Here is a 19731-nt window from a genome sequence, read left to right as displayed (position 1 = left end):
TCGGTATCGATCAATATTGCATCGGCTTTGAAGGCAGGCCTGCTGCGAATGGTGCATGAATGGCAGAACGACAAAAAGGTCTTCGGCGGCACATTACGTGCAGGGCGTCCAATATCCTTTCCTACCCGGCTGGCCAGCCAAGCTTGAATACGACTACTTCGATTTCACTAGGCAAGACGTTACTCTTCGTGTGTCGGTAAACGGGGCAAGTGCAGACTGCTGGCGACGGCCCGACAGGTGTCTTGGACGTTGAAGTCGCATCGCTCACCACCTTCAAACAGCAGTTTTCAAACAATCAGGCTTGGCGTGAATTTCCATTTCTGATTTGAATGAAACTGGACGGCTTAGCGCTGAGGCGCCCGGCATCCCCAGTATGATCCTGACACACAGCGCCGCGCCGCGTTAGGGGCGTGGTGTGACGGCGCTTGAGCGCAAGGTATTGCACAGTGAGTTCGGATATGCGCCTAAAACCGCCTATCGGAGCGGCTGCACATTCTGTGTTGTCGTTCCCGCCGCGTCCGACTCTGCCGTGCCTGCTCCATCTTCTCCGTTGCTCTTGTTGCGCTGGGCGACAGTAGGGTGGCTGGCAAGAGGAGCGGCGGCGCGATCGCCATTAACCGTGACGACAGACCGATTATCCACCAAGTCGAGCGGATCGTTGACCATAACTGCCAGATTGTTTTTGGTCGAGCAACCAAGCGTCGGTTCGAACGAATTGTCGTTCACTGCTGGTCCGACGATCAGAAGCGACGGACAGTTCGGAAGATGCGCTTCGAACGTGATCGCCTCGATCCTGACGCCGGAACGGCCGGCTAAATTTTGGGGAGAAGCGGAGAGGCGGATGTTATAGGGAGCCACGCCCATGGCCCGGGCCTCGTGCGCCACCTGCGCAATGAGCTTAGGGGAGCCGCTCACATCCACATGGAGCGCATCCCGCCGGCCGCCACTTACATTGGCGATAAAACTACGCAGCTGAAGCCTCTCGGGCGCACGGAGGCTCTGCAGGAACAAGACACGTTGTCTTTGTTCGACCTGGACTCCTTGTTCAGCAGGCTTGGGATGGATCGAGGTACTATTTGCGCAGCCCGCCAATGTTGCGGCAATGACAATCAAATTTGACAAATATCGCAGGGTCATTTGTCGATCCTCATTCGATGATAAAGCCGGCGTTGCCCGTCAATCCTGGTGCGCTCGCGCGCGGCGCATCGCGGCCTTGAGGCGGCCGTGCCAGCGTGTTCGTCAAAATGCGGCCTGGATCCGATGGCGGTGCGATCCGGTCGGTGGGCGCGCTTATCCGACCTGGATTTGATCCCGGCCGCACGATGTAAGGTGTGACAACGATAACCAGCTCGGTTTCGCGTTTTTGAAACGATGAAGAGCGAAAAAGCGCGCCCAGGATCGGTACATCGCCGAGCCAGGGAAACTCGCTGATATCAGTGTTGAAGTTGCGCCTGATGAGGCCGCCGATTGCAAAGCTCTGGCCGCTGGCGAGCTCGACCACGGTGCTCGCTCGTCGAGTCGAAAGGGCAGGGACCGCCGTACCGTTGATCTTGACCTCGCCTTCGCTCGACAGTTCGCTGACTTCAGGCTTCACACGGACATTGATCTGGTTGTTGCTGAGCACCGTCGGGACAAATTCCAAGCTCACACCGAACTGCCGAAATTGGACCGAAACCTGCCGGTTATCCTGCATGACCGGGATCGGAAATTCGCCGCCGGCTAGGAAGCTTGCGGCTTCCCCGGACATCGCCGTCAGATTCGGCTCAGCCAGGATTGAGGCGAGGTGCTCACTCGCGAGAGCGTCGAGAACAGCGCTCAGGTTGATATTGCCGGCGCTAAACCCGACCCCGATCGTGCCGCCGCCGGCCGCGCCGGACCCGCCCGGTTTGCCGGTGACAAGGGAAGCGCCATTTGGACCGGAGGCGGTGAAGTTGATATTAAGATCCTTGACGGCGCTGCGGGAGACTTCTGCCACCCGCACGCTGAGATTCACCTGCAGTGAGCCGGCGACCTGGATCTTGTTGACAACCGGTGCGCCCGCGCCAACAAATTGCTCGGTGACCTTCCTCGCCGTCTCAACGACATCGGCATTGGGTGCCGTACCGCTAAGGATCGCGCCCCGCGGGGTATAGCTGACCTGAATCGGATAGTCGCCGACCTCGGCCTTGAGCGCGGCCCGCAGATCCTCGATCGGTTGGGTGACGACAACACGCAGCTCGGCAAGAGCCTCTCCGTTTTCGTTGAGGGCAAACAGGCTCGTCCGCCCGGACTTTTTGCCAAACACGAAAATTGTACTGCTCGAGGGAGCCTGGTAATCGGCAATCGCCGGGTCAGCAACAAAGATGGTCGCCGCCGGCGCGCTCAGATGAACTGTCTTTCCCTGCGACGAGGTAAGGTTGAGCGTGCCCGTGGTGCTGCCAGGTGCCGCACGTGGCATCTCTCTTTTGCCGTCCCGCTTTGTCTCGGCTGAGGCGGCAAGCGGAAACAGCAAAGCAAGCCCGCATAGGAGGTAGCAGAGACGCGGCAGAGTGGCAGAGCGATGCGGGTTGGTGATCGCAGGCGGCTGAAGAGCGCCGGCGGCATGGTTAAGGACCTTCAAGCGATTTGTTGCCTTCAAGTGAGACTGCTAGGCAGCCGATGCTGTGCCAACGAGTTCTAGAGTGTAACCGACGCCGCGCGCGGTCTTGATCCTGAGCGTCGCACCGGCCTGGTTCAAATGCGCGCGTAAGCGATAAATCCCGACTTCCAGCGCATTGGTCGAGACCTCATCGTCAAACGCGTACAAGCTATCCTCCAACGATGTGCGCGGCACAGTGCGGCCGGCGCGATTGAGCAGATGTTCGAGAATGCACACCTCACGCCGGGCAATCCTCAGAATCCGACCACCGACCGAGACTTGTCTGGCGATCGGATCGAAATGCAGATTCCCGAATGTCACGACCGGCGCCGTCATTTGCGTTGACCGTCGCAAAATGGCCCGCATGCGAGCGATGAGTTCGTCGATCGACACAGGCTTGGGCAGGAAATCATCCGCTCCGGCATTGAAGGTCGCAATTCTCCGGTTGAGATCATTGAGACTGCTCATCATCATTGCCGGCATTGATCGTCCTTCGCGCCGCAACTGCTTCAACCAGTCCAAACTATCTCCGTCCGGCAAGACGGATTCGAGCAGTAAGATGTGGTAGTTCGCGCAATCCAGCGCGGCTGACGCCTCATCCAGCGTGGGCGTCACGTCGACCGCGAACCCGCAATTCACGAGCGTTGCCTTCACAGCGCGGCCAAAGTCCGCATGATGATCAACCAGGAGAATTCGCATTCATCGCCTCTCGTCCGTCCTCGGCAGGACTTGAGCGTGTTAGGTTTGAGCATGAGAATCGGCGGAACCCAGATCCTGACGGTTTGGCGTGAATTCGAAGATCCGTAAACGATATGCAAGAGCTTGGTGGCAGGCGATCGATGCATGCGCGTCCATCGTCACCGGATAGATGGCGGCTTGCGGCGGGTGGCCTGGGCGGGCGGCGCGACTCAACATATCCGTTACGCTAGCAAGAGCTTTGCGATGCCTTACGGGCTGAAAGTCCTGGCGGCGTGCTGATGCACTCTGTGAGCCGAGCATAGCCGTGCCTGCATGCGCTACGCTAACGCCTGTAGTAGCAATCGCACCAAGCCGCCCGAGCGAAAGGAAGGCCGGTGCGAGAGTAGCTGTATTTGCCGCCGGACAGGCTTGCGAAACCGACATTTGAAACTCCCCAATTCGTCTTGATCCGCGGTCAGTCGTGCTTGGCTGTTGAGCCCGGAGTGCCGTCAAGCCATGACATTGCAAGTTTTCCGCGTTAAAGACACTTCACGCGCTATGTGTCGGCCAATGGGCCGTGAAAGGCCGACAGACGTTCTCTCGCTTGCCGGTGTTAGCCAAGCAAGATGTCAACTTTCCCGAGGCTCGGTCGCTTCCGAGATGCTCTCTGCCCCCAGCCGAGCGGATGCTGCCAATGAGGACAAGTTAGGCAGGGCGTTGCTGTCGCGCATTGTCTGAGGCGGTGACGCCGGCTCCATTTCGTCAGACCTGGTGAACGGCGCAAGAACTGGGCCTTTCGTCGGCATAGACGAAGTAACGATTGCCCGCGTTGTTCTGGCGCGCTGGATCTCGGTCTGGCAGCGAAGAGAGTGCTTCGTCTTGCGCTCGCAGAACAGATACACGATGCAAGCTCTGACGAGCAGCAGTCGAGTGGTGTGACCAACCGGATCGGCTGAGCATTGAAGTTTTGAGACCTTCGCAATTTTGCTACCTGTCAGGAAGAGTTCACGCGAGCGGATTGTGTGTCGCAAGACTGTCGGAAATCCTACAATCTGACGCGAGGTGAGATTCAAGTGCATTTGAATGCTCTTTGTAGCGGTGCCCTCAATTGTGAATCGTTGTGAGGTAACGGCGACACAGTTCGGTCATGTCGTCGAGCTGCGCGCGACGTCCGTCTCGCTCTGTGCAAGGTCGTGAGCATTTGTCCGTCCAACTAAGCGTAGAGCGGAACCGATTTGAAATGCACGAAGAGGCAGGCGTTCTCAGCAAGCCTTGCGTAAGCCATGACGCCAGGATTGCGGCGATCCGATCCGCCTCGTACGTGTCAATTTAGCGGAAAGACCGTGGCGAGGGTCGGACGTCCACTTGATGCAGAGGAAGTAACGTTCAAGATGCAGACTGCCGATCGCTCGAGCCATTGTTCGGCAAGGGATTGAGAAGAGAATCGATTGCCAGACGTCATCTTGAATGCGGCCTCCTCATCTTGCGATCGACTATGAGGCTTTCAGGCGTCCTCTGCAAAATCGATTGTTTTGATGGAACGCATCCAGGTGGCGGATCGGCTGTCCTGTGGCAGCGCGGATTGCTGCGGACCAGTGAATACCCGATGCGATCGCGGCCGAAACACCAAGTGGTGGACCGCGCGGTCAATTTCAGGTCGAGTTAACTAGAGGAGGATGCTGCGCGTTCGGCGGCTTACCTTCACCAAAGCCATCAGCCAGCCGTGAGCTCGGCCGACAAATTCATGTCTTTGGAGCGCACAATGTATCAAGATAATAGAACGACCGGGCACGGGAGAGAGGGTGGTCCGGCGTTCTCCCGACCGTCGGAGGTGCGTCTTGCGCCGGAGCCCTCAGCCGCTGTTACGCTTGATGGCGAGTTGATCGGGCGGTCGGCCGCCCCACTATGCCTTGAGTGTGGTGCGTGACTCGGAGTTGGTGGGCCGCTTCCGGTTCTTCCTTGCGGGTATTATGGTGCTTGAACGCCGACGAACCCGCGAAATGGTGCGGCCGAGACCATCTACTCATTGCCCTCCCGCTTGAAGGGATTTGCTTCGCTACCGGTTTGGTAGCTTTCCAAGTTTCCGCCCAGAAAGAGGCGCTCGGTTTCTCGAGTTGGCGTTCTGCCGAGTGAGCACATCAGATCGACGTCGGCATCGATGTTGTCGTAATCTTCGGCATTCATTCTAAGCGCAATGCTACTCAGCACGTCGTCGGGCGTCCAGACAGTGAGCTTTGGGTACGGTGTAGGTATGGATCGCGTTCGCATTGTTGGCGATCGCTCTCGCCCAATGATCGCGAGAAGCGGCGAGTTTCGCCGGATCTTCGACCAATGACACGAAGGGTGATGTTGTTGTCTTGCCCCGCATATGCCAGCCAGCTTAGCGCGCCCGGTCAATAGGATACCGCTCCGGATGATCTCCAACGGAAGAATGATCCCGAGCCGTGTTGCGAACATGCAATATGGCGCTCGTGTTGTCTTCCGTATGCGGCTTGCAATCACTATCCTGATTCTGAAAACGCCGCAGTGTGACATAAGACGACCTCACCACGTCGTCGAATACGTGGTCTTGGTCAACGGCAGGTGCGCTCGCCGGTGACCAGCGCGCCGCTTGCTGCCCGGCAAGGTCGATCTTGTTCCTGAGCGCTTCAAGATTGGCCCCAGTCAGTGTTGCGGCAAGCTGAGCGCGGGCACTGACAAAAGATGGCGCTGGATAGCTACTGGTTTCCGAGGCCGCCTCGCTTGGCGCGGACGAAGAAGTGGCAGCGACAGAATTTGTCGCTGAGCGGACCGAAGTCGACGTTGTATAGACCGAATCTAAGTCGTCTAGATGCAAGTCATTCAGCTGCTGCTCGAAGCTTGCTTGATCCTCTGAAGTGTGTGCTGGTGCGCTGGTCTGACCGCCAAGCTCATCCTGTTGCCGCCCGAAGCGGCCCGGCGGCTCTAACACGTTGTGAGCCTCGAAGGGAGTGTCTGCTGCGTTTGAATCAACATTCATCTCTCTCCCTCTCTCTCCCTTGTGCCGGATGCCGGTGTAGAGTGTTGCGTGTGCAGCTTTCGAGAAGCTGACAGACCAGGAAGGGCCCATTTAGCTTCTGCTTTTTTGAGGGAGTCGAATGGAGTCAGTCAGCGAGGCGAATAATCAGCTGGACGGAAGCCGCGCAAAGCATCGAATCAAATCGGTGCTGCCTTGTGCCTTCCGACATTGGTGCTCGATTAGGCCGAGATCGGGTGCCCTGACTGAGTTTGTTCGGACCGGCGCGTCAGACTCGTTCTATCACTTCATCGCGGACGCGTCCGAGGAAGACAGCGCTTGCACAGCAAGATGGACAAGCTGGTGCTTGAGGCGAGGGAAGGGTTCTTTCGTAGATCGTCTGCTTATGCAGAAGTGAGAATTGCATTCTGTCGCTCTAGAAGCCTGGGATGGACCAGCGCAACCCGGTTCCGTTTGCTGTTTCCAAGCGAACGACTGCATCAAGTCGTTCTCGTCGACGCGTGGGAAGTTAAGCGACTTCCGCAAACCTGACCTACGAGGTTGTGATGTCGGATTAGCCATCACAACGACTTGCGCCGCGTTGCGATAGGCTGCTTTTGTACGAGCGCGAGCGCGCTTGTTGTCTGGAATCAGCCAAACGCCTCTGGAGCATGACGTCTTGGAAGCCGCGATCGGCGGCACTCATCGAGGGAGAAGAGCATATGAAGGTTACTGGCCGAGGACTAACGATCCTGTTGTCCTTGCTTTCGGCCGCGAGCGTGAGCGTGCCGGCGAGAGCCGACGAGCCTTCGCCGAAATATACCGAGGTGCTCAGTGCCCTCCAGGCGGGGAAGAACGTGAAGCTCATACTGGACATGAGCCGCTGTACCTCCGCGGAGGGCGGCAAGCCAGCGTCGGCGACGCAGGCCGGTCTGGTCATCAATGCCTTCCGGGTGACCGGCCAGAACGGCATCAGCTTTGCCAATGCTCATCAAACGGTCGACAGCTCCGGACATGCCGTGACCGAGTACATCCGCCATAGCCTTAGCCGCGAAGGCAAGCTGACGGTGCGAGCCTCGAAACTTGTCGTCGGGACCACCGAACTCGTGAACCAAGGGGAATTCATCTGCGAAATACCGGATGGCGCAAAGTTCGTCTGGTAACAAAGAACGCAGGGCGTGGGCGGCGCTTCGAAGACTTGATCCTTTAATGATATCGACACCTGCGCAGGGCATCGATCGTCAGTACGGTCAGAGTGTTTCTGGCCGTGCTTTCGTCGGGGAAGGATCAAGTTGCCTGAACTTGCTGCTCAGGTAGCTCATGAGGGCCGCCGATTTCCATTCGATCTCAGGCGTTGGAAGATCGACGGCTCAGGCAATCGTCGTATGGGTTGGAGCCAGGCCTCTCGGTTGAACGCTCCAGATGATCTCGCTACGTCCGCACGCTGTCCGCGGTCCTTGTGAGAACATCATCTGATCCGGCCGCGGGCCCGCGTTGATGACGCTCAGTTCCCCACGCTGCCGCCGGATCGGAGTGTTATAGCGCGAAGGCTGCTTTCGACCGCCCCGAGCATCGGAAAAAGCAAATCACTCTTTCCGAGCCTGTGCCATTAGACTCTTCCTCCCGACTTTCTGTATGGATTCGGTGCGCTAGCCACCCGATAGTCATCCAGATTCCCGCCCAGAAACAGTACCTCACGTTCCTCAGTGGGGGTATCACTCACCCATGCGAGATCGGGTTCATCATTCTCAGTCCCGTCCTCGAGAATACTGACAATCTCTTCGGCCGTCCAAGTTGCGACCCTCGGCACAGTGTAGGTGTGCAACTCATTCGCGGTTTCCGCGATGACTTTGGCGCCAAACTGGTTGTCATCGTCCGGCGAAAGGAGAAGTTGTGAGGCCTCCTCGGACAGTGCACAAAGGGCGAAGAACTGGTATCACCCCTCATGTGCTCTGCCGCTGCGCGCCCCAGATCAAGCCGTTGGCCTCCCCAGATATTCCAGGGGGCCTCGTCATAACGCAAAGCCGCCATGGAACGCAAATGGGCCATCGCGCTTTGACGGTCCAACGCATGTGGCTTGCAGTGGCTGGCGTGGTTTTGAAAGCGCTCGAGCTCCAGGTATGACGATGCCACTACGTCGTCGTAAACGCGGCTACTATCGACGCGATAGCCTGACGATCCAATCGCTCTTGACCATTGTGCTGATCTTTGCGCAGCGAGTTCGATTTCTCTTCTTAGTTCCGCAATGTTCGCGCAAGTCAGCGTTGCGGCAAGCTGAGCGCGCGCTCTCACAAAGGGTGCAGCCGCGCACCGTTCATTCTCCGGGATAGCTTGCGCTCTCTTATTGCCATCCGTTACCGTCCGGCTCGATCCGGGCCCTGGTGAAGCTGATGCTGCGAGGATTGGCTGAGACGCTCTAAGCTGATGCTCAAAGTCTGCTTGCGCTGCCTCCTCCTGTTGCGGCTCGAGGTAATGCATCCCAGCCCCGGATGGGTTAACGTTGTCAAATGGGTCCACTCCGTTCTCCCGTTTTTGGCCTTCAATATCATCGTACAAAGTTGATCAGATCAGGATCAGGAACCAAGACGCGCGCAGTGTCTATAAAACGTACCAGGTCGGTCTGGTTCTCGAATCGGTCGTGTGTTGAGGCGTACGGGTGGGACTTACCGGCAATCCCGGTCATTCTTCTCTTCCAGATTTTGAGCCATCGCGGCGGCCTCCTGTCCGGATAGAGATGTTGCTATGCTAGGAGGCTTAGCTGTCAAACAGCTGACCAGACTCATTGCTTGAAGAAAACTCGTGGCCATTGCGACTGTGCCGGCGAGCCTGTTGTTCATTGCAGAGCGGAGTTTGGCGGGATGGACCACCTCGCTGTCCGTTTCACGGCAGCACCGTATGAAAGGTCCTGGAGGAGCAGCCCGGCGGAAGCTTAGGTACCGGTGAGCTTGAGCTGCATGGGAGAAGCCTGCCAGGGCCGGCTTTCATCGGTTCGCAATGAATGTCTTTGAAAGGCTATTCAAGATGCTGCTGTGATCCTCACAGCCGGGTCAGGCGGCGGCCATCGCGCTCTAACCGGGCCGGGGTGGCGTGAAGCTCATTGTAGGGTTCCCGTCGGCGCGCCGGGTGTTAGTCGGAAAACAAGCCCGGGGCGTGCGACTTCGATCGAGGCAGCACGGGCTCCCATAGATGGACCAGCCGGCGTGCGGAGGAGGCCTCGCCGAGCGCGAGCTTTGGCTAACCATGAGGCCGGCGATCCGCACGTGTCGAATTGCACGTCATCGATTGCGTGCAGGTGAAGACTGCGGCTTTTGCCCTCCTGCAAACGAACTTGGAGTGTTTGCTTTCGCGATGCCCTAGCGATCATAATGCGAGTCCTGACGGCGAGACCGTGTTTGTCAGATTCAGAACATTCTGCGTCAACTTCGATATTATGCTGCCTATTTGGCTCAACAATTCCGACTGATGCGGCTGGCACGGTTGTTGCTGCCGATGAGGTAAGGCTAGGTCGAGTGCAGCCCTAGATGCAGGAGCACCTTTCCGCCCGCAAGCCGCGGCTCCATTCCGAAAAGACCTAGAATTTCGCACATTCGGGTGGATGGAGACTGATGTGGAGTTCCCAAGAGCTGACGAATTAAATCGCACTTCCGGGCACTCGGCGCTGTCAAACGACCGTGCGTGATCAGGGTTGGCGGGTTTGGTGGACAATTGCATCGAGTGGCCGTGGGGACGCATGACAAGAATTCGGCTGAAATGGTCAAGCATCGGCCGCGAGAGACACCGACATATAGGAGTCTCGTCGACGCGTCCTGTCACCAATTGGCAGGCGAGTTCGCCACAAAGCGCACAGGCTGCGTCCAGGCCAAGCACAAAGAAGGTCAATAGCAGGCCCCTCGTAATCCTGGCAGTACGGAACTCTCGACATGTCGCAAAGGATCGGCGCTGATAGCGGGTGCACCGTGAACGTAGGTGCAGAGCACTGCTCAGATCCGACAAACAAGCTTTCTTCAGATGGCGAGTTCGTTCGGTACTGGAGCCGAGCTGCCGACCGGCTGCTGGCCGTTGCTGCTGTTGGGAGGCGAACCGAGGAGGCGATCAGAAGGACCGGAATTGGTTTGCAGCTATCCTCCGAGAACTTTAGCGGTCACGACCTGTCAGATTTCCCGTTGCGACGCTGTACCCTCAATCGTGCGCAGCTCTACGGAACAAAGTTGGATCGAGCAGATCTTTCTGGGGCGAACCTTATCTGTCCCGGGCTCGAGCGCGCAAGTTTCCTCGGGGCCAAGCTCGATTTTGCCTATATGCATGCGATAGCAGCGCAAGTCTGCAACTTCGATGACGCCAGTCTGCGCAATGTAATTGATGCAACCGGCAGCCTGTTTCACGGTTGCAGCATGAAAAGAACACGCTTTGACAGCGCGATGCTCAGCGGGCTCCTCCTTTACCAGTGCGACGCGAGTGATGCTGTCTTTGATGGCGCGGAATTGCAGGGGTCAACCATCAATGAATGCTTCCTTCCTTCCGCTTCCTTCCGCCTTGCCAAGCTAAACCAAGTCACCATCACGAAGGCGCATCTGGCGAATTGCTCGTTTTTCCAGTCAAAGGGGGACTGTTTATCGATCGTGCGTTCCACCTCCGTCGATGGTCTTATCTTGGAAGGCGCTCATCTTCCTTATCTGAGACTCTCAAAGGTGAGCGGGCGGATTCGGGCGAGAGCGCTGAGCGCCCCATTCGCTGATCTTCACCTGTCAAATCTTGCCAGGGCTGAGCTGGAGCAGGCGGACTTGACCGAGGCGCGGCTTCTGTCCGTAGGCCTTTCCGACGCGAACCTCGCCGGTGCTGTGTTGAACGGTGCATCTATTCGTTCCTGCCAGCTGGACGGAGCGGACCTATCTCAGGCATCAGGCGAAAGCATTTCGATAACAGAGAGCACAATGCGAGCCGCCAAATTCACCGGTTTTCGTGGCCGCTGCGCCTTTGTGCGCGACTGCGATCTCGAATATGCGGACTTATCCCAGGCATACCTCTACAGGTCGATGATCACCGGTGATCCGCCGCAATCAATGGCATTAAGTCGCGCAAATCTTGAGGGATCAAATCTCGTTCAGGCATATCTCGCCGCGGATATGACCGACAGCAACCTGGAGGCAACGCGGGCCGCATACGTTCGCATGAACCAATCGTCCCTGCGCGATGCGAACCTGAGTGGGATATCGCCGTTCCAGGCCAGCTTCGTAAAGGTCGACTTTTCGGGCGCTAAGATAACCACTTTCGAGCCACCTTTTTTTGTCGACCGTTGTCGGGGACTGCCCGCAGCTCTAGAGGGGGATCAGCCGCGCGAGCCATCAACCTATCTGGCTGAATTCTCATCGTTGATCAAACGTGGGCGAGAAGGGTCAACCTGACTGCTCCGAAAGCCGCAAAATAGAGGTGACTACAGTGCCTGTGAGCTTAGAACAGGTTCGTGCCGTGGTCGACGTTGAAGCTCTTTCGAGCTCGTTGGCACGCGCGGCCCCGCGACACGCCCGGCGGCGCACCTTCGGCGATCCGAGCGCTCAACTCTTGTTGGCGTTCAAAAAAACTGGAGTAAGAAAATGCATCTGGCTGGTCTTTCCGCAGGCAAGGCGTTCATCCGGGAGGTCGCAAGAACAGGTCAGACTATTGGGACGGTGCACACGCTCGGCGCCCTGCATCTTGGGCATGCAGAACTGATCAGAAGAGCGGCATTAGAGAATGATGTCGCGATTGTCACAGTCTACCCGAACAAGATCCAGCTTAGACCAGGTGGGAGATACGATTTCAATTTGGACGATGATATTGGACTTGCTCTACGTTCAGGAGCAACTGCCGTGATTTCCTCGAACGACAACGAAATGTTCCCGACTGGCTATCGAACGTTTGTATCGCAAGGTGACTGTCATTTGCGTCTAGGGGGGCCCGAGGCGTATTTGAAGGAAGCCGTTACTGGGGCAATCCGCTGGATCTGCTATGCGCGGCCAACTCGCAGCTACTTCGGCCTGAAAGATATCGGTCAGGCGATCCTGGTCAAGCGCGCTGCGGCAGACCTCCTTCTCGATTGCGAGATAAGGTTTGTGCCGACCGTTAGATACAAGAACGGAGTTCCCGTTTCGTCGCGCTTGAGGCGATTTAGCCGCTCGGAGCTTGATGAGCTGTCGTGTCTCTCCACGTCACTCAACTATTCAAGAGAAGAGATCGCCCGAGGAGCGACTAGCGTGAAGGATCTGGTAGCGTCGGCTACATCTCGGGTCAAGTTCCGACGGTTTAAACTCGATTTTATTCGAATTGTCGGCGCTGATAACTTCGAAGATTTAGAGCAGATCAAGCTCCCTTTCATAATTTTCGGAGGGGTAATGGCTCATGGCCTCAGGATTTTCGATAATATCTACGTTCCAGATCAGGATACACTCCAAAACGGTGCTCCGGATCTTTGGATCGATCTGCCTGAGCGGCGCTAGCCAGACCGCTATTGATAGCATGATCTTCATAAAAAGGAGTGCGCTATCCAACCAGTGCTGGCAGCTCTCAATGTTCCATTGAGTAGTGAGTCCGATAGTCAATACGATTTTTACTGCCCGACATGGTAGGGCCAGGCCAGCTGACTGTGAGGTAGTCTGGTCGAGAAGCCCGTCGCAGCCAAGCGCCGCGGCAGCTCGAAGCGATGAGGCGCCCCTAGGCCGTACGCTCTCGAGAGCGGAATCTGCAGAGATGATCATGACCAGGCGATTGGAAGATTATAGGGCCGACGATACGTGTGTTATCCCGCTCAGCAATCTGGATGTAAGTGAGAGCAAGCGCTTTCAGGACGACAGCATATGGGCTTGCTTCGAGCGGTTGCGAAGGGAAGATCCCGTTCACTACTGTCAAAACAGCACTCATGGTCCATATTGGTCCGTAACGAAATACCGGGATATAGTAGCGGTAGACACAAACCACCACGCGTTCTCGTCAGAGCAAGGTGTCACTATTGTCGACGTGCCTGGTGAGCACTGGACCCAGAGTTTCATCAAGATGGGGCCTCCCAAGCACGCCGAGCAGCGCAATACCGTGAGCCCGATCGTCGGACCGGAAAGCCTGACGAAACTCGAAACCCTGATCCGCTCTCGTGTTAGGTCAATTCTCGATGGCCTGCCTCGTAATGAAGACTTTAATTGGGTGAACAAGGTCTCCATAGAGTTGACGACGCAAACGCTCGCCACCCTGTTCGACTTCCCATTCGAGGATCGGCGACTCCTGACCTATTGGTCAGACGTAGCTGTTACCGCTCCTAAAGCAGGCCATGCGATCGACAGCTGGGACAAGCGAACCACCATCTTGTCCGAGTGCCTGGACTATTTCACGGGGCTTTGGAACGAGCGCATCAATGCCGAGCCGCGCCTCGACCTGATCTCCTTGATGGCGCATTCGCCCGCCACACGTCATATGGAGCCAAGTGAGTTTCTCGGCAACCTAATTTTGCTAATCGTTGGAGGCAACGATACCACGCGCAACTCGATTACCGGCGGCCTCCTGTTCATAAACCAGTACCCCTCCGAACTGCGAAAGCTGACTGACAATCCCAAGCTGGTCTCGAGCGCTGTGTCCGAGATCATTCGATACCAGACGCCGATCGCACATATGCGCCGCACTGCCGCGGTCGACAGTGTCGTAGGGGGGAAGCAGATCAGGAAAGGCGACAAGGTCGTCATGTGGTACATCTCCGGCAATAGAGACGAAGAGATCATTGAGAACGCCAACAGTTTCGTGATCGACCGCAAGAATGTGCGGCAGCACCTCTCGTTCGGATTCGGAATCCATCGCTGTCTTGGTCGACACCTTGCGGAACTGCAGTTGAGAGTCCTCTGGGAAGAGATTTTGCAGGCGGGATTGGAGATCCAGGTTGTCGGCGAACCAGAGCGAATTGCATCTAACTTCGTGCACGGCTATTCCGCTCTGCCCGTGCGGATTGAAGCCTAAACCCTGATCGTGCCAGTCTCGGCGCTGGCGCGCGGCGGGTGGATTGAACTATCTCGGCTTCTGCAAGCTGCGCAGATGGCTCGATCGACGCCAAACAAATGCTGCACGTCGGCGGCTACTCATCAACCGGGCAGACGTTTGAAGTGCCTGTGACAAGCGATACGTCAGGCGAGCGTCTCGACCTGCAAACGCCTGAGATGCCGAAAAGGGCTCCGATGCCGCATCACCGCATGGTGGGACGCGTGTTGCGAGCGCTCTCTGCCGATCAACATATGCTGGCCATTTCTGCTTGGCCAAAAAAATCGCCGTTAAGGAGGCGGGCGCTCGCCTGGCTGCTCTCTAGCGTTTGGGATGACTTGGCCCAGTTCGCGTGCACAGAGCCACGGCATTGGGCCGGACTATCTCGCGGGCAGGCACGTCGGGCCCCGGTCTCGTCTTAGCGGATCACACCGGGGCAGTGATGCGGTCAGCAACACGGGAGCTGCGATGGAGCTGGAACACAAGGCCACATCTTCTTTCTTGCGCATGCGGATGAATGCTCTTGGTCAGCTAGTCGTCAGCGAGGCGGTCTATCCAGACGGGCTGCACTTTCGATTATTCGGAGATGATGTATGGCAGGCGTTGGCCGAGCTGATCGATCACAGGTTGAGCCCGCCGAGGTCGACAGGACTGGGGAATTGGGCCGTTCGAGCCCGGAACCTGGTCTCTTCCCTCGGGAACGTGGTCAATCCTTCGATGCTATCCTGGAGCGGATGCGCTCTGCGGCGCTTGCGAGCCCGCCACCCACTTCGGATGTAGCGGCGCCAACGCGGCACGACTTCGAGGCAGCAGAGCGAAAATTGAGCAGCCTGGTTGGGGAGCTTGAAGCTTGCCGTCGAGCGGCCACGCACGCCCGAAACTTGCCTGAGAGGCAAGATCTGATGGATCAGGTCATCAAAGCAGGCTCAACAGTTCTGGAATACTACGCGAATCTGCCTCCCGATCTGGCGCGCGGCATTCTGCCAGACGATCAGGCTCGCCGGCTCCGCGATGACACTCTGAGGGAGGCTGACGAATGTAATAAAGTGGCGACCTGGATTATCTACGAGCTGGAGGAGAGCAGAAAGAAAGCACAAGACGTGCTCGACGGGCTCAAAGGCGTCGCTTCGCCCGCCCAGCTGAGACGCTTGTTTGCAAGTGTTGCGAACCGCTATGTAGCCTGCATGGAGTGGTGGGGAAAGAAGGCGTTGCGCTTCGAGCGGACGCAGTCTGTCTGTGCCGCTACCGCCCACTTGCCAAGCAGCACGCCCGACATGCGCAACGCCGAAGATGCCGCACTGAGGCATCATACCGGCTGGGCGCTTAATATGAAGTGCATGCATCTGCAATCGCGGATCGCGCTCGCGGAGCTCTTGGTCAAATCGCAAGCGAGCACGTTGGAACCAGACGTGCGCGACGCCCTCATCGATGAGAGCGGGGGGGTGCGACTGCTTCGGACCTTCGTCAAAGATGTTTTCCCTGCATTCAATTCGACGTCCGGAGCCGTTCTGAACGGCAATGGAGCGGCGCTCGACGCGGAGCACCGCGCCGTCCTGGAAGGCGTCATGGAACGGCTTTCGGAATTTGCATCCCAACTGGGCGCCATGCTTGGAAACCTGAGGGAGGCCGGTGCGGAAGCTGACCTTCCGTTGCAGTTGCTGGACGAGATCGTGGAAGCTGCCTGGGTGACCGCGAACGAAGTCATGCGGCTGCTGGCATTGCAGCCAAAGACGGAAGCCACGATTGAACCGCCGGCCTGGGCTGCGATGCCAGAGAATACTATCCCGGTCGGCGAAGGCACTCCGGCGCGCAGAAAGGGCAAAGCAAAGCACGCAGCAGCCGCAGGGGAGGGGAGTTCGACGGCCAGCCCACCCGCGCCGCAACTCGCTAGGCCCGATGCAGCCGGGGCCCCAAGGGGCAAGGTCATTGTGCTCTCGGATCTCGGCACAAAGAGACTCGCCACGGCGGAGGAGGCACGCGCGTCATCCTCTGCGTTCGATCACCTCCAGATGTGGCGGGCTCCGCCCTCCAGGAAAGCACTGCCGGGCTTACTTGAACGATTGGACGAGCTGCTGCAGTTCGATCTGCCTGCTCAGCAAAGCGCCGCCTCGCAAGCCCGGCACATGAAGCCCGAGGACGCCGAACACGTCTTGGATGTCGTCATCAACCACTTGCAGACGCAGTCCTCCGAGATTGAGGCCTGTATTGCCGCGCTGGAGGAGCCTCGCCGACGCGGCCTGCTCACGGCTGCGCAATTGCCCGAAGTGCACGAAAAAATAGTCCGGCTCAAAAGGATGTTGTCCGAGGTTCAGGGACAGGCAAACTCATTGAACGCGCGAACGGCAGCAATCGCGAGCGATTGCATGAAGACCTATGCGTTTCCATCGCAAAAATACCTAGAACAGTTGCGGGACGCGGGGGAACTGGCGTCAGTGGATCCACCGCGCGCCTTGAAGGGAGAGCCAGGGACGCTGTTCGAAATCAAGCTGCAGCCCAAGGCGCTGCGCAATGGTGCGATGCCAAGGGCGATGTGGGTGCACATCCATACCAAGCACCCGGTACATGCCTGGCAACTGGCAACGCTCGGCAATCGCGAATTCGCAGCTTGCCATGTGAAGTCCGACGAACAGCGCGGCTACAATCAACACTGGCAGAGCGCTCGAGCCGCCGAGGGGCACGACAACGTCGTGATCCACCGGGGCAAGCTCACTCCTGCGTTCTGTAAGTCCTTGTTGAGCACCACCGCTGGCCAGCCCTGGCAACTCGTCTCGGATCCGGAGCATGTGTCGGCGCAGATGGCTCGCCTGGGAATCCAGTGAGCTGCTCGTCTTGCGGCGGTGAGCCGTTCGGTGAAAGCGTTGATGCATCCAGATCGGCTCGGCGGACTGCTTGATCAGCGCCTAGCCCCTTCGGGCGCCATCTTACAAAAGGATGGAGGAAGAGAATACCCGGGAGCGTTATCAGCCGGCGATTCCAAGGATTGTCGGTCGTCGCCAGGCAAGTAGCCGTTCCGGGGTCTGGTGAATATCGGCGCTAGGCCGGAGGAGGCCCCCGAGTGTTACAGGCGCAAAACATGTACCTGATGCGGGCGGCGATCCGGCCGGACGCCAGTGCTTTCGCCTGTCTGCCCGCGGCGAACTGGCGCGCAAGCCTCTCCGGAGCTTCAATGGACCGCGGAGGGTCGGGATGCTCGGGAGCTGAGCATCCTCACCGCTTTGACGAATCGAATCGGGCGGTGCACAACAACACTGCCTGTTTGCTACTCTTGCATAGGGCTACGACAGCCCCAGCATCGCGCCTCCATGGCCCCCGAACGATGCTGGGGCTTGTCTTTCTTGGTTGAGCGTCTCAAGCCGAGTGAGCTCAAAGCTGCTTCACTTCAACTGACAATGGCGCCGAGCGCCGCCGGGATAATTTCAGTACACGGACTATGGTCAGTCATTTCCCTTCTTTTTCAGTGGCCTACGAGCTTAGCAACGTTGGCATCGGCGGAAGAGCAGGCTCCGTCGCCCGATCAGCTTTGGGGACTTGAGTGATGGCACGAGCTCACGACCGCAATCCGTATGACGGATCTGACCGATCTCTTACAGCTCGATGCCGTGCGCCCTAAGCACCCGGTGCATCACCTCGCTCTTGATCTCGCGGGCGATCTCGTTGACGATTTGAGGTCCGAGCATCCGCTCGGCGTCGGCATCGCCCGCAAGTCCAGCTTCGGCGAGCCGTTGGTTCAGCCGAATTTGAAACTCCTCGCCCATCGCATCGATGAGCCGATCGTCCATTGCTGCGTGCTCTTCGGGGGCAATGCGCCTCAGCACCGTTTCCCAAGGTTGCCAGCGCGTCGCTAGATAGTCTGCAAAACCTACCGTTTCCTGCTGCCGCACCGTTGCCATCGCCCTCTCAACGTCGCCGCGGGTGACGCCAGAGACGGTCAAAAAGCGCATGTCGGGGGCGACGTGTCGCAGCTCCAGTGGATCGCGCAATTGGGTCTGGTAGGCGAGATGGACTTCGGTCTCGTCGACCGGTCTGGAGTGATGACGAAGGACATTGACCGTCTGGCGCGCTATTCCGTCCAGCGCCTCCAAGCGGAACATGACGCGGGCATGCTGGAGCAACTCGGCGAGCCGATCGTCGTACAGGCCGTCCTCGATGTCGGCGTTCAGACGTGCGGTCTGCATCCCGTTCCAGGCCAAAGTGATCCGATCCTGACAGCTCGCGCATGCATCGGAGGCCAACTGGAAAAACAACTCGCGCAGTCGAGGCCTCGCCGATGCCTGCCGCAGATCCTCGACCACGGCCTGCCGGAATTCGCTATTGCCGTAGTTCACGGTGCTGGCTGGAAGATCGGGCAGGCTGGTAAGCTGGTTGCTTGGCGCGACAAGATCCCGGAGCGTTGACGGAAGCGCGGGCAGACTGGCCAGTTGATTGTCACCGGCGTCCAGGTCCTGAAGCCCGGCTGGAAGGTCAGGCTGGTCAGCTGGTTGCTTTCAGCATGGAGCTCCTCAACCGTTGCTGGAAGAGCGGGCAGACTGGTCAATTGATTATTCTCGACCACTAGGCTCCGCAGCCCGGTTGGAAGGTCAGGCAAGCTGGTCAGGTGGTTGCTTCCAGCGTAGAGCTCTGATTATTCTCGACAACCAGGCTCCGCAGCCCGGCTGGAAGCGCAGGCAAGCTGGTCAGGTGGTTGCTGTAAGCGCTGAGTTCCCGAAGGGTTGCCGGAAGGGCGGGCAGACTTGTCAGTGAATTTTCGCCGATGATCAGGGACCGGAGCCGGGATGGCAGGTCGGCCGGCAGGCTGGTCAGCAGATTGCGCGCTGCATTGAGCACGCGGAGCCCGTCAGGAAGTACGGGCAAGCTCGCCAATTGATTGTCTCTCGCGTCAAAGACCTGAAGCTCGGGCGGGAGGGCGGCGGGCAATGAGGAGAGATTTAGCGCCGCACTACCATTCTCCGGCAAAGCGCTCGTTTGAGTAATGGCGGTTTGGCGGTTCTCGTCTTCGTCCTGCCCCTCATCAGCCGTCCGCGCATCCACAATGTGGTCCTGCGGCCCTGCCGCATTGGAAGCGGACGGCCGCGCGTCCGTCAAAGCCTCGTCCCAATGCGCCGCAACGGGAGTGCCGGGTTCTGAGGCCTCGGATTGGGACGCTTCGGAGCCGGAAACTGAGAAAAAGCCGTCGCCGTCAAGCTGCGTCCGATCTGTATTCATTGTTCACGCCTGCCATGGCAAAATGAAGCAAATGCGCTGGAGCGCCGCTTTCACAAAGCCGGTCTTTCATTGTGACGATATCCATCAAGAAGAAGCGGGCAATCATGGAGCGCGGCCCAACCCTTGGAGGGCCGAATATGCTGGCCGACCGGCGCACCAAAGACGGCGAGATGCCCGCACGAATCTAATTCTCGAAAGGCTCGCCATCTTGAGGGGGATCGGCTGCTTCTCCCTTTCCAGGTTGAGCTGATCAGGGTCGAGCCTCTTGTCT

At 58.1% G+C, this 19731-nt stretch carries 11 protein-coding genes and 1 pseudogene; 5 read left to right on the top strand and 7 right to left on the bottom strand.

Features of this window, described 5'->3' with window-relative positions; translation table 11 throughout:
* Positions 1 to 474 precede the first annotated feature (474 nt).
* The 5 genes from XH79_RS20520 to XH79_RS20500 all read right to left on the bottom strand — a co-directional run bounded on the left by XH79_RS20520 (position 475) and on the right by XH79_RS20500 (position 6293).
* Complete coding sequence (locus XH79_RS20520; RefSeq protein WP_128948652.1) at positions 475 to 1137, bottom strand: CpaD family pilus assembly lipoprotein; 663 nt, start codon at positions 1135 to 1137, stop codon at positions 475 to 477.
* Between the two features lie 10 nt (positions 1138 to 1147).
* Positions 1148 to 2599, bottom strand: a complete 1452-nt coding sequence (locus XH79_RS20515) for a type II and III secretion system protein family protein (RefSeq protein WP_164937419.1) — start codon at positions 2597 to 2599, stop codon at positions 1148 to 1150.
* Between the two features lie 27 nt (positions 2600 to 2626).
* Positions 2627 to 3316: a winged helix-turn-helix domain-containing protein gene (locus XH79_RS20510; RefSeq protein WP_128948653.1), complete on the bottom strand. Its 690-nt coding sequence runs from the start codon at positions 3314 to 3316 to the stop codon at positions 2627 to 2629.
* 1998 nt (positions 3317 to 5314) lie between these two features.
* Positions 5315 to 5479 (bottom strand): hypothetical protein, encoded by a 165-nt coding sequence (locus XH79_RS20505; RefSeq protein WP_245471959.1) that lies wholly within the window; start codon positions 5477 to 5479, stop codon positions 5315 to 5317.
* Positions 5480 to 5675: 196 nt separating this feature from the next.
* Positions 5676 to 6293 carry a hypothetical protein gene (locus XH79_RS20500; protein ID WP_245471960.1) on the bottom strand — a complete coding sequence of 206 codons (618 nt, stop codon included), beginning with the start codon at positions 6291 to 6293 and terminating at the stop codon, positions 5676 to 5678.
* A gap of 698 nt (positions 6294 to 6991) precedes the next feature.
* Here XH79_RS20500 and XH79_RS20495 point away from each other — a divergent pair.
* The 5 genes from XH79_RS20495 to XH79_RS20475 all read left to right on the top strand — a co-directional run bounded on the left by XH79_RS20495 (position 6992) and on the right by XH79_RS20475 (position 17077).
* The gene (locus XH79_RS20495; protein ID WP_128948656.1) at positions 6992 to 7432 is read left to right on the top strand and encodes a VirK family protein; all 441 of its coding nucleotides are present in this window, start codon (positions 6992 to 6994) and stop codon (positions 7430 to 7432) included.
* A gap of 2757 nt (positions 7433 to 10189) precedes the next feature.
* A complete protein-coding gene (locus XH79_RS20490) occupies positions 10190 to 11671 on the top strand; it encodes a pentapeptide repeat-containing protein (RefSeq protein WP_128948657.1) in 1482 nt (493 codons plus the stop codon).
* Between the two features lie 189 nt (positions 11672 to 11860).
* Entirely contained in the window at positions 11861 to 12742 is an 882-nt protein-coding gene (locus tag XH79_RS20485; RefSeq protein ID WP_128948658.1) for a pantoate--beta-alanine ligase, read from the top strand.
* 256 nt (positions 12743 to 12998) lie between these two features.
* Positions 12999 to 14240 carry a cytochrome P450 gene (locus XH79_RS20480; RefSeq protein WP_128948659.1) on the top strand — a complete coding sequence of 414 codons (1242 nt, stop codon included), beginning with the start codon at positions 12999 to 13001 and terminating at the stop codon, positions 14238 to 14240.
* Between the two features lie 611 nt (positions 14241 to 14851).
* Complete coding sequence (locus XH79_RS20475; protein ID WP_128948660.1) at positions 14852 to 17077, top strand: hypothetical protein; 2226 nt, start codon at positions 14852 to 14854, stop codon at positions 17075 to 17077.
* Positions 17078 to 17842: 765 nt separating this feature from the next.
* Here the strand turns inward: XH79_RS20475 and XH79_RS20470 are convergent.
* Together XH79_RS20470 and XH79_RS20465 are read right to left on the bottom strand one after the other, a co-directional pair.
* Positions 17843 to 18586, bottom strand: a pseudogene (locus XH79_RS20470) (NEL-type E3 ubiquitin ligase domain-containing protein); the annotation flags it as partial.
* A gap of 262 nt (positions 18587 to 18848) precedes the next feature.
* Positions 18849 to 19460, bottom strand: a complete 612-nt coding sequence (locus XH79_RS20465) for a hypothetical protein (protein WP_128948661.1) — start codon at positions 19458 to 19460, stop codon at positions 18849 to 18851.
* Between the last annotated feature and the right edge of the window lie 271 nt (positions 19461 to 19731).

It is taken from the genome of Bradyrhizobium sp. CCBAU 45389 (assembly GCF_028128625.1).
GTDB lineage: Bacteria > Pseudomonadota > Alphaproteobacteria > Rhizobiales > Xanthobacteraceae > Bradyrhizobium > Bradyrhizobium liaoningense_B.
This window is presented reverse-complemented; position numbering and strand designations above follow the sequence as displayed.

Bases quoted from the DNA above. Each gene is read 5' to 3' on its own strand.
- XH79_RS20520 (WP_128948652.1), bottom strand. From the start codon at position 1,137: ATGACCCTGCGATATTTGTCAAATTTGATTGTCATTGCCGCAACATTG.
- XH79_RS20510 (WP_128948653.1), bottom strand. From the start codon at position 3,316: ATGCGAATTCTCCTGGTTGATCATCATGCGGACTTTGGCCGCGCTGTG.
- XH79_RS20505 (WP_245471959.1), bottom strand. From the start codon at position 5,479: ATGAATGCCGAAGATTACGACAACATCGATGCCGACGTCGATCTGATG.
- XH79_RS20500 (WP_245471960.1), bottom strand. From the start codon at position 6,293: ATGAATGTTGATTCAAACGCAGCAGACACTCCCTTCGAGGCTCACAAC.
- XH79_RS20495 (WP_128948656.1), top strand. From the start codon at position 6,992: ATGAAGGTTACTGGCCGAGGACTAACGATCCTGTTGTCCTTGCTTTCG.
- XH79_RS20490 (WP_128948657.1), top strand. From the start codon at position 10,190: ATGTCGCAAAGGATCGGCGCTGATAGCGGGTGCACCGTGAACGTAGGT.
- XH79_RS20485 (WP_128948658.1), top strand. From the start codon at position 11,861: ATGCATCTGGCTGGTCTTTCCGCAGGCAAGGCGTTCATCCGGGAGGTC.
- XH79_RS20480 (WP_128948659.1), top strand. From the start codon at position 12,999: ATGACCAGGCGATTGGAAGATTATAGGGCCGACGATACGTGTGTTATC.
- XH79_RS20475 (WP_128948660.1), top strand. From the start codon at position 14,852: ATGGCAGGCGTTGGCCGAGCTGATCGATCACAGGTTGAGCCCGCCGAG.
- XH79_RS20465 (WP_128948661.1), bottom strand. From the start codon at position 19,460: ATGAATACAGATCGGACGCAGCTTGACGGCGACGGCTTTTTCTCAGTT.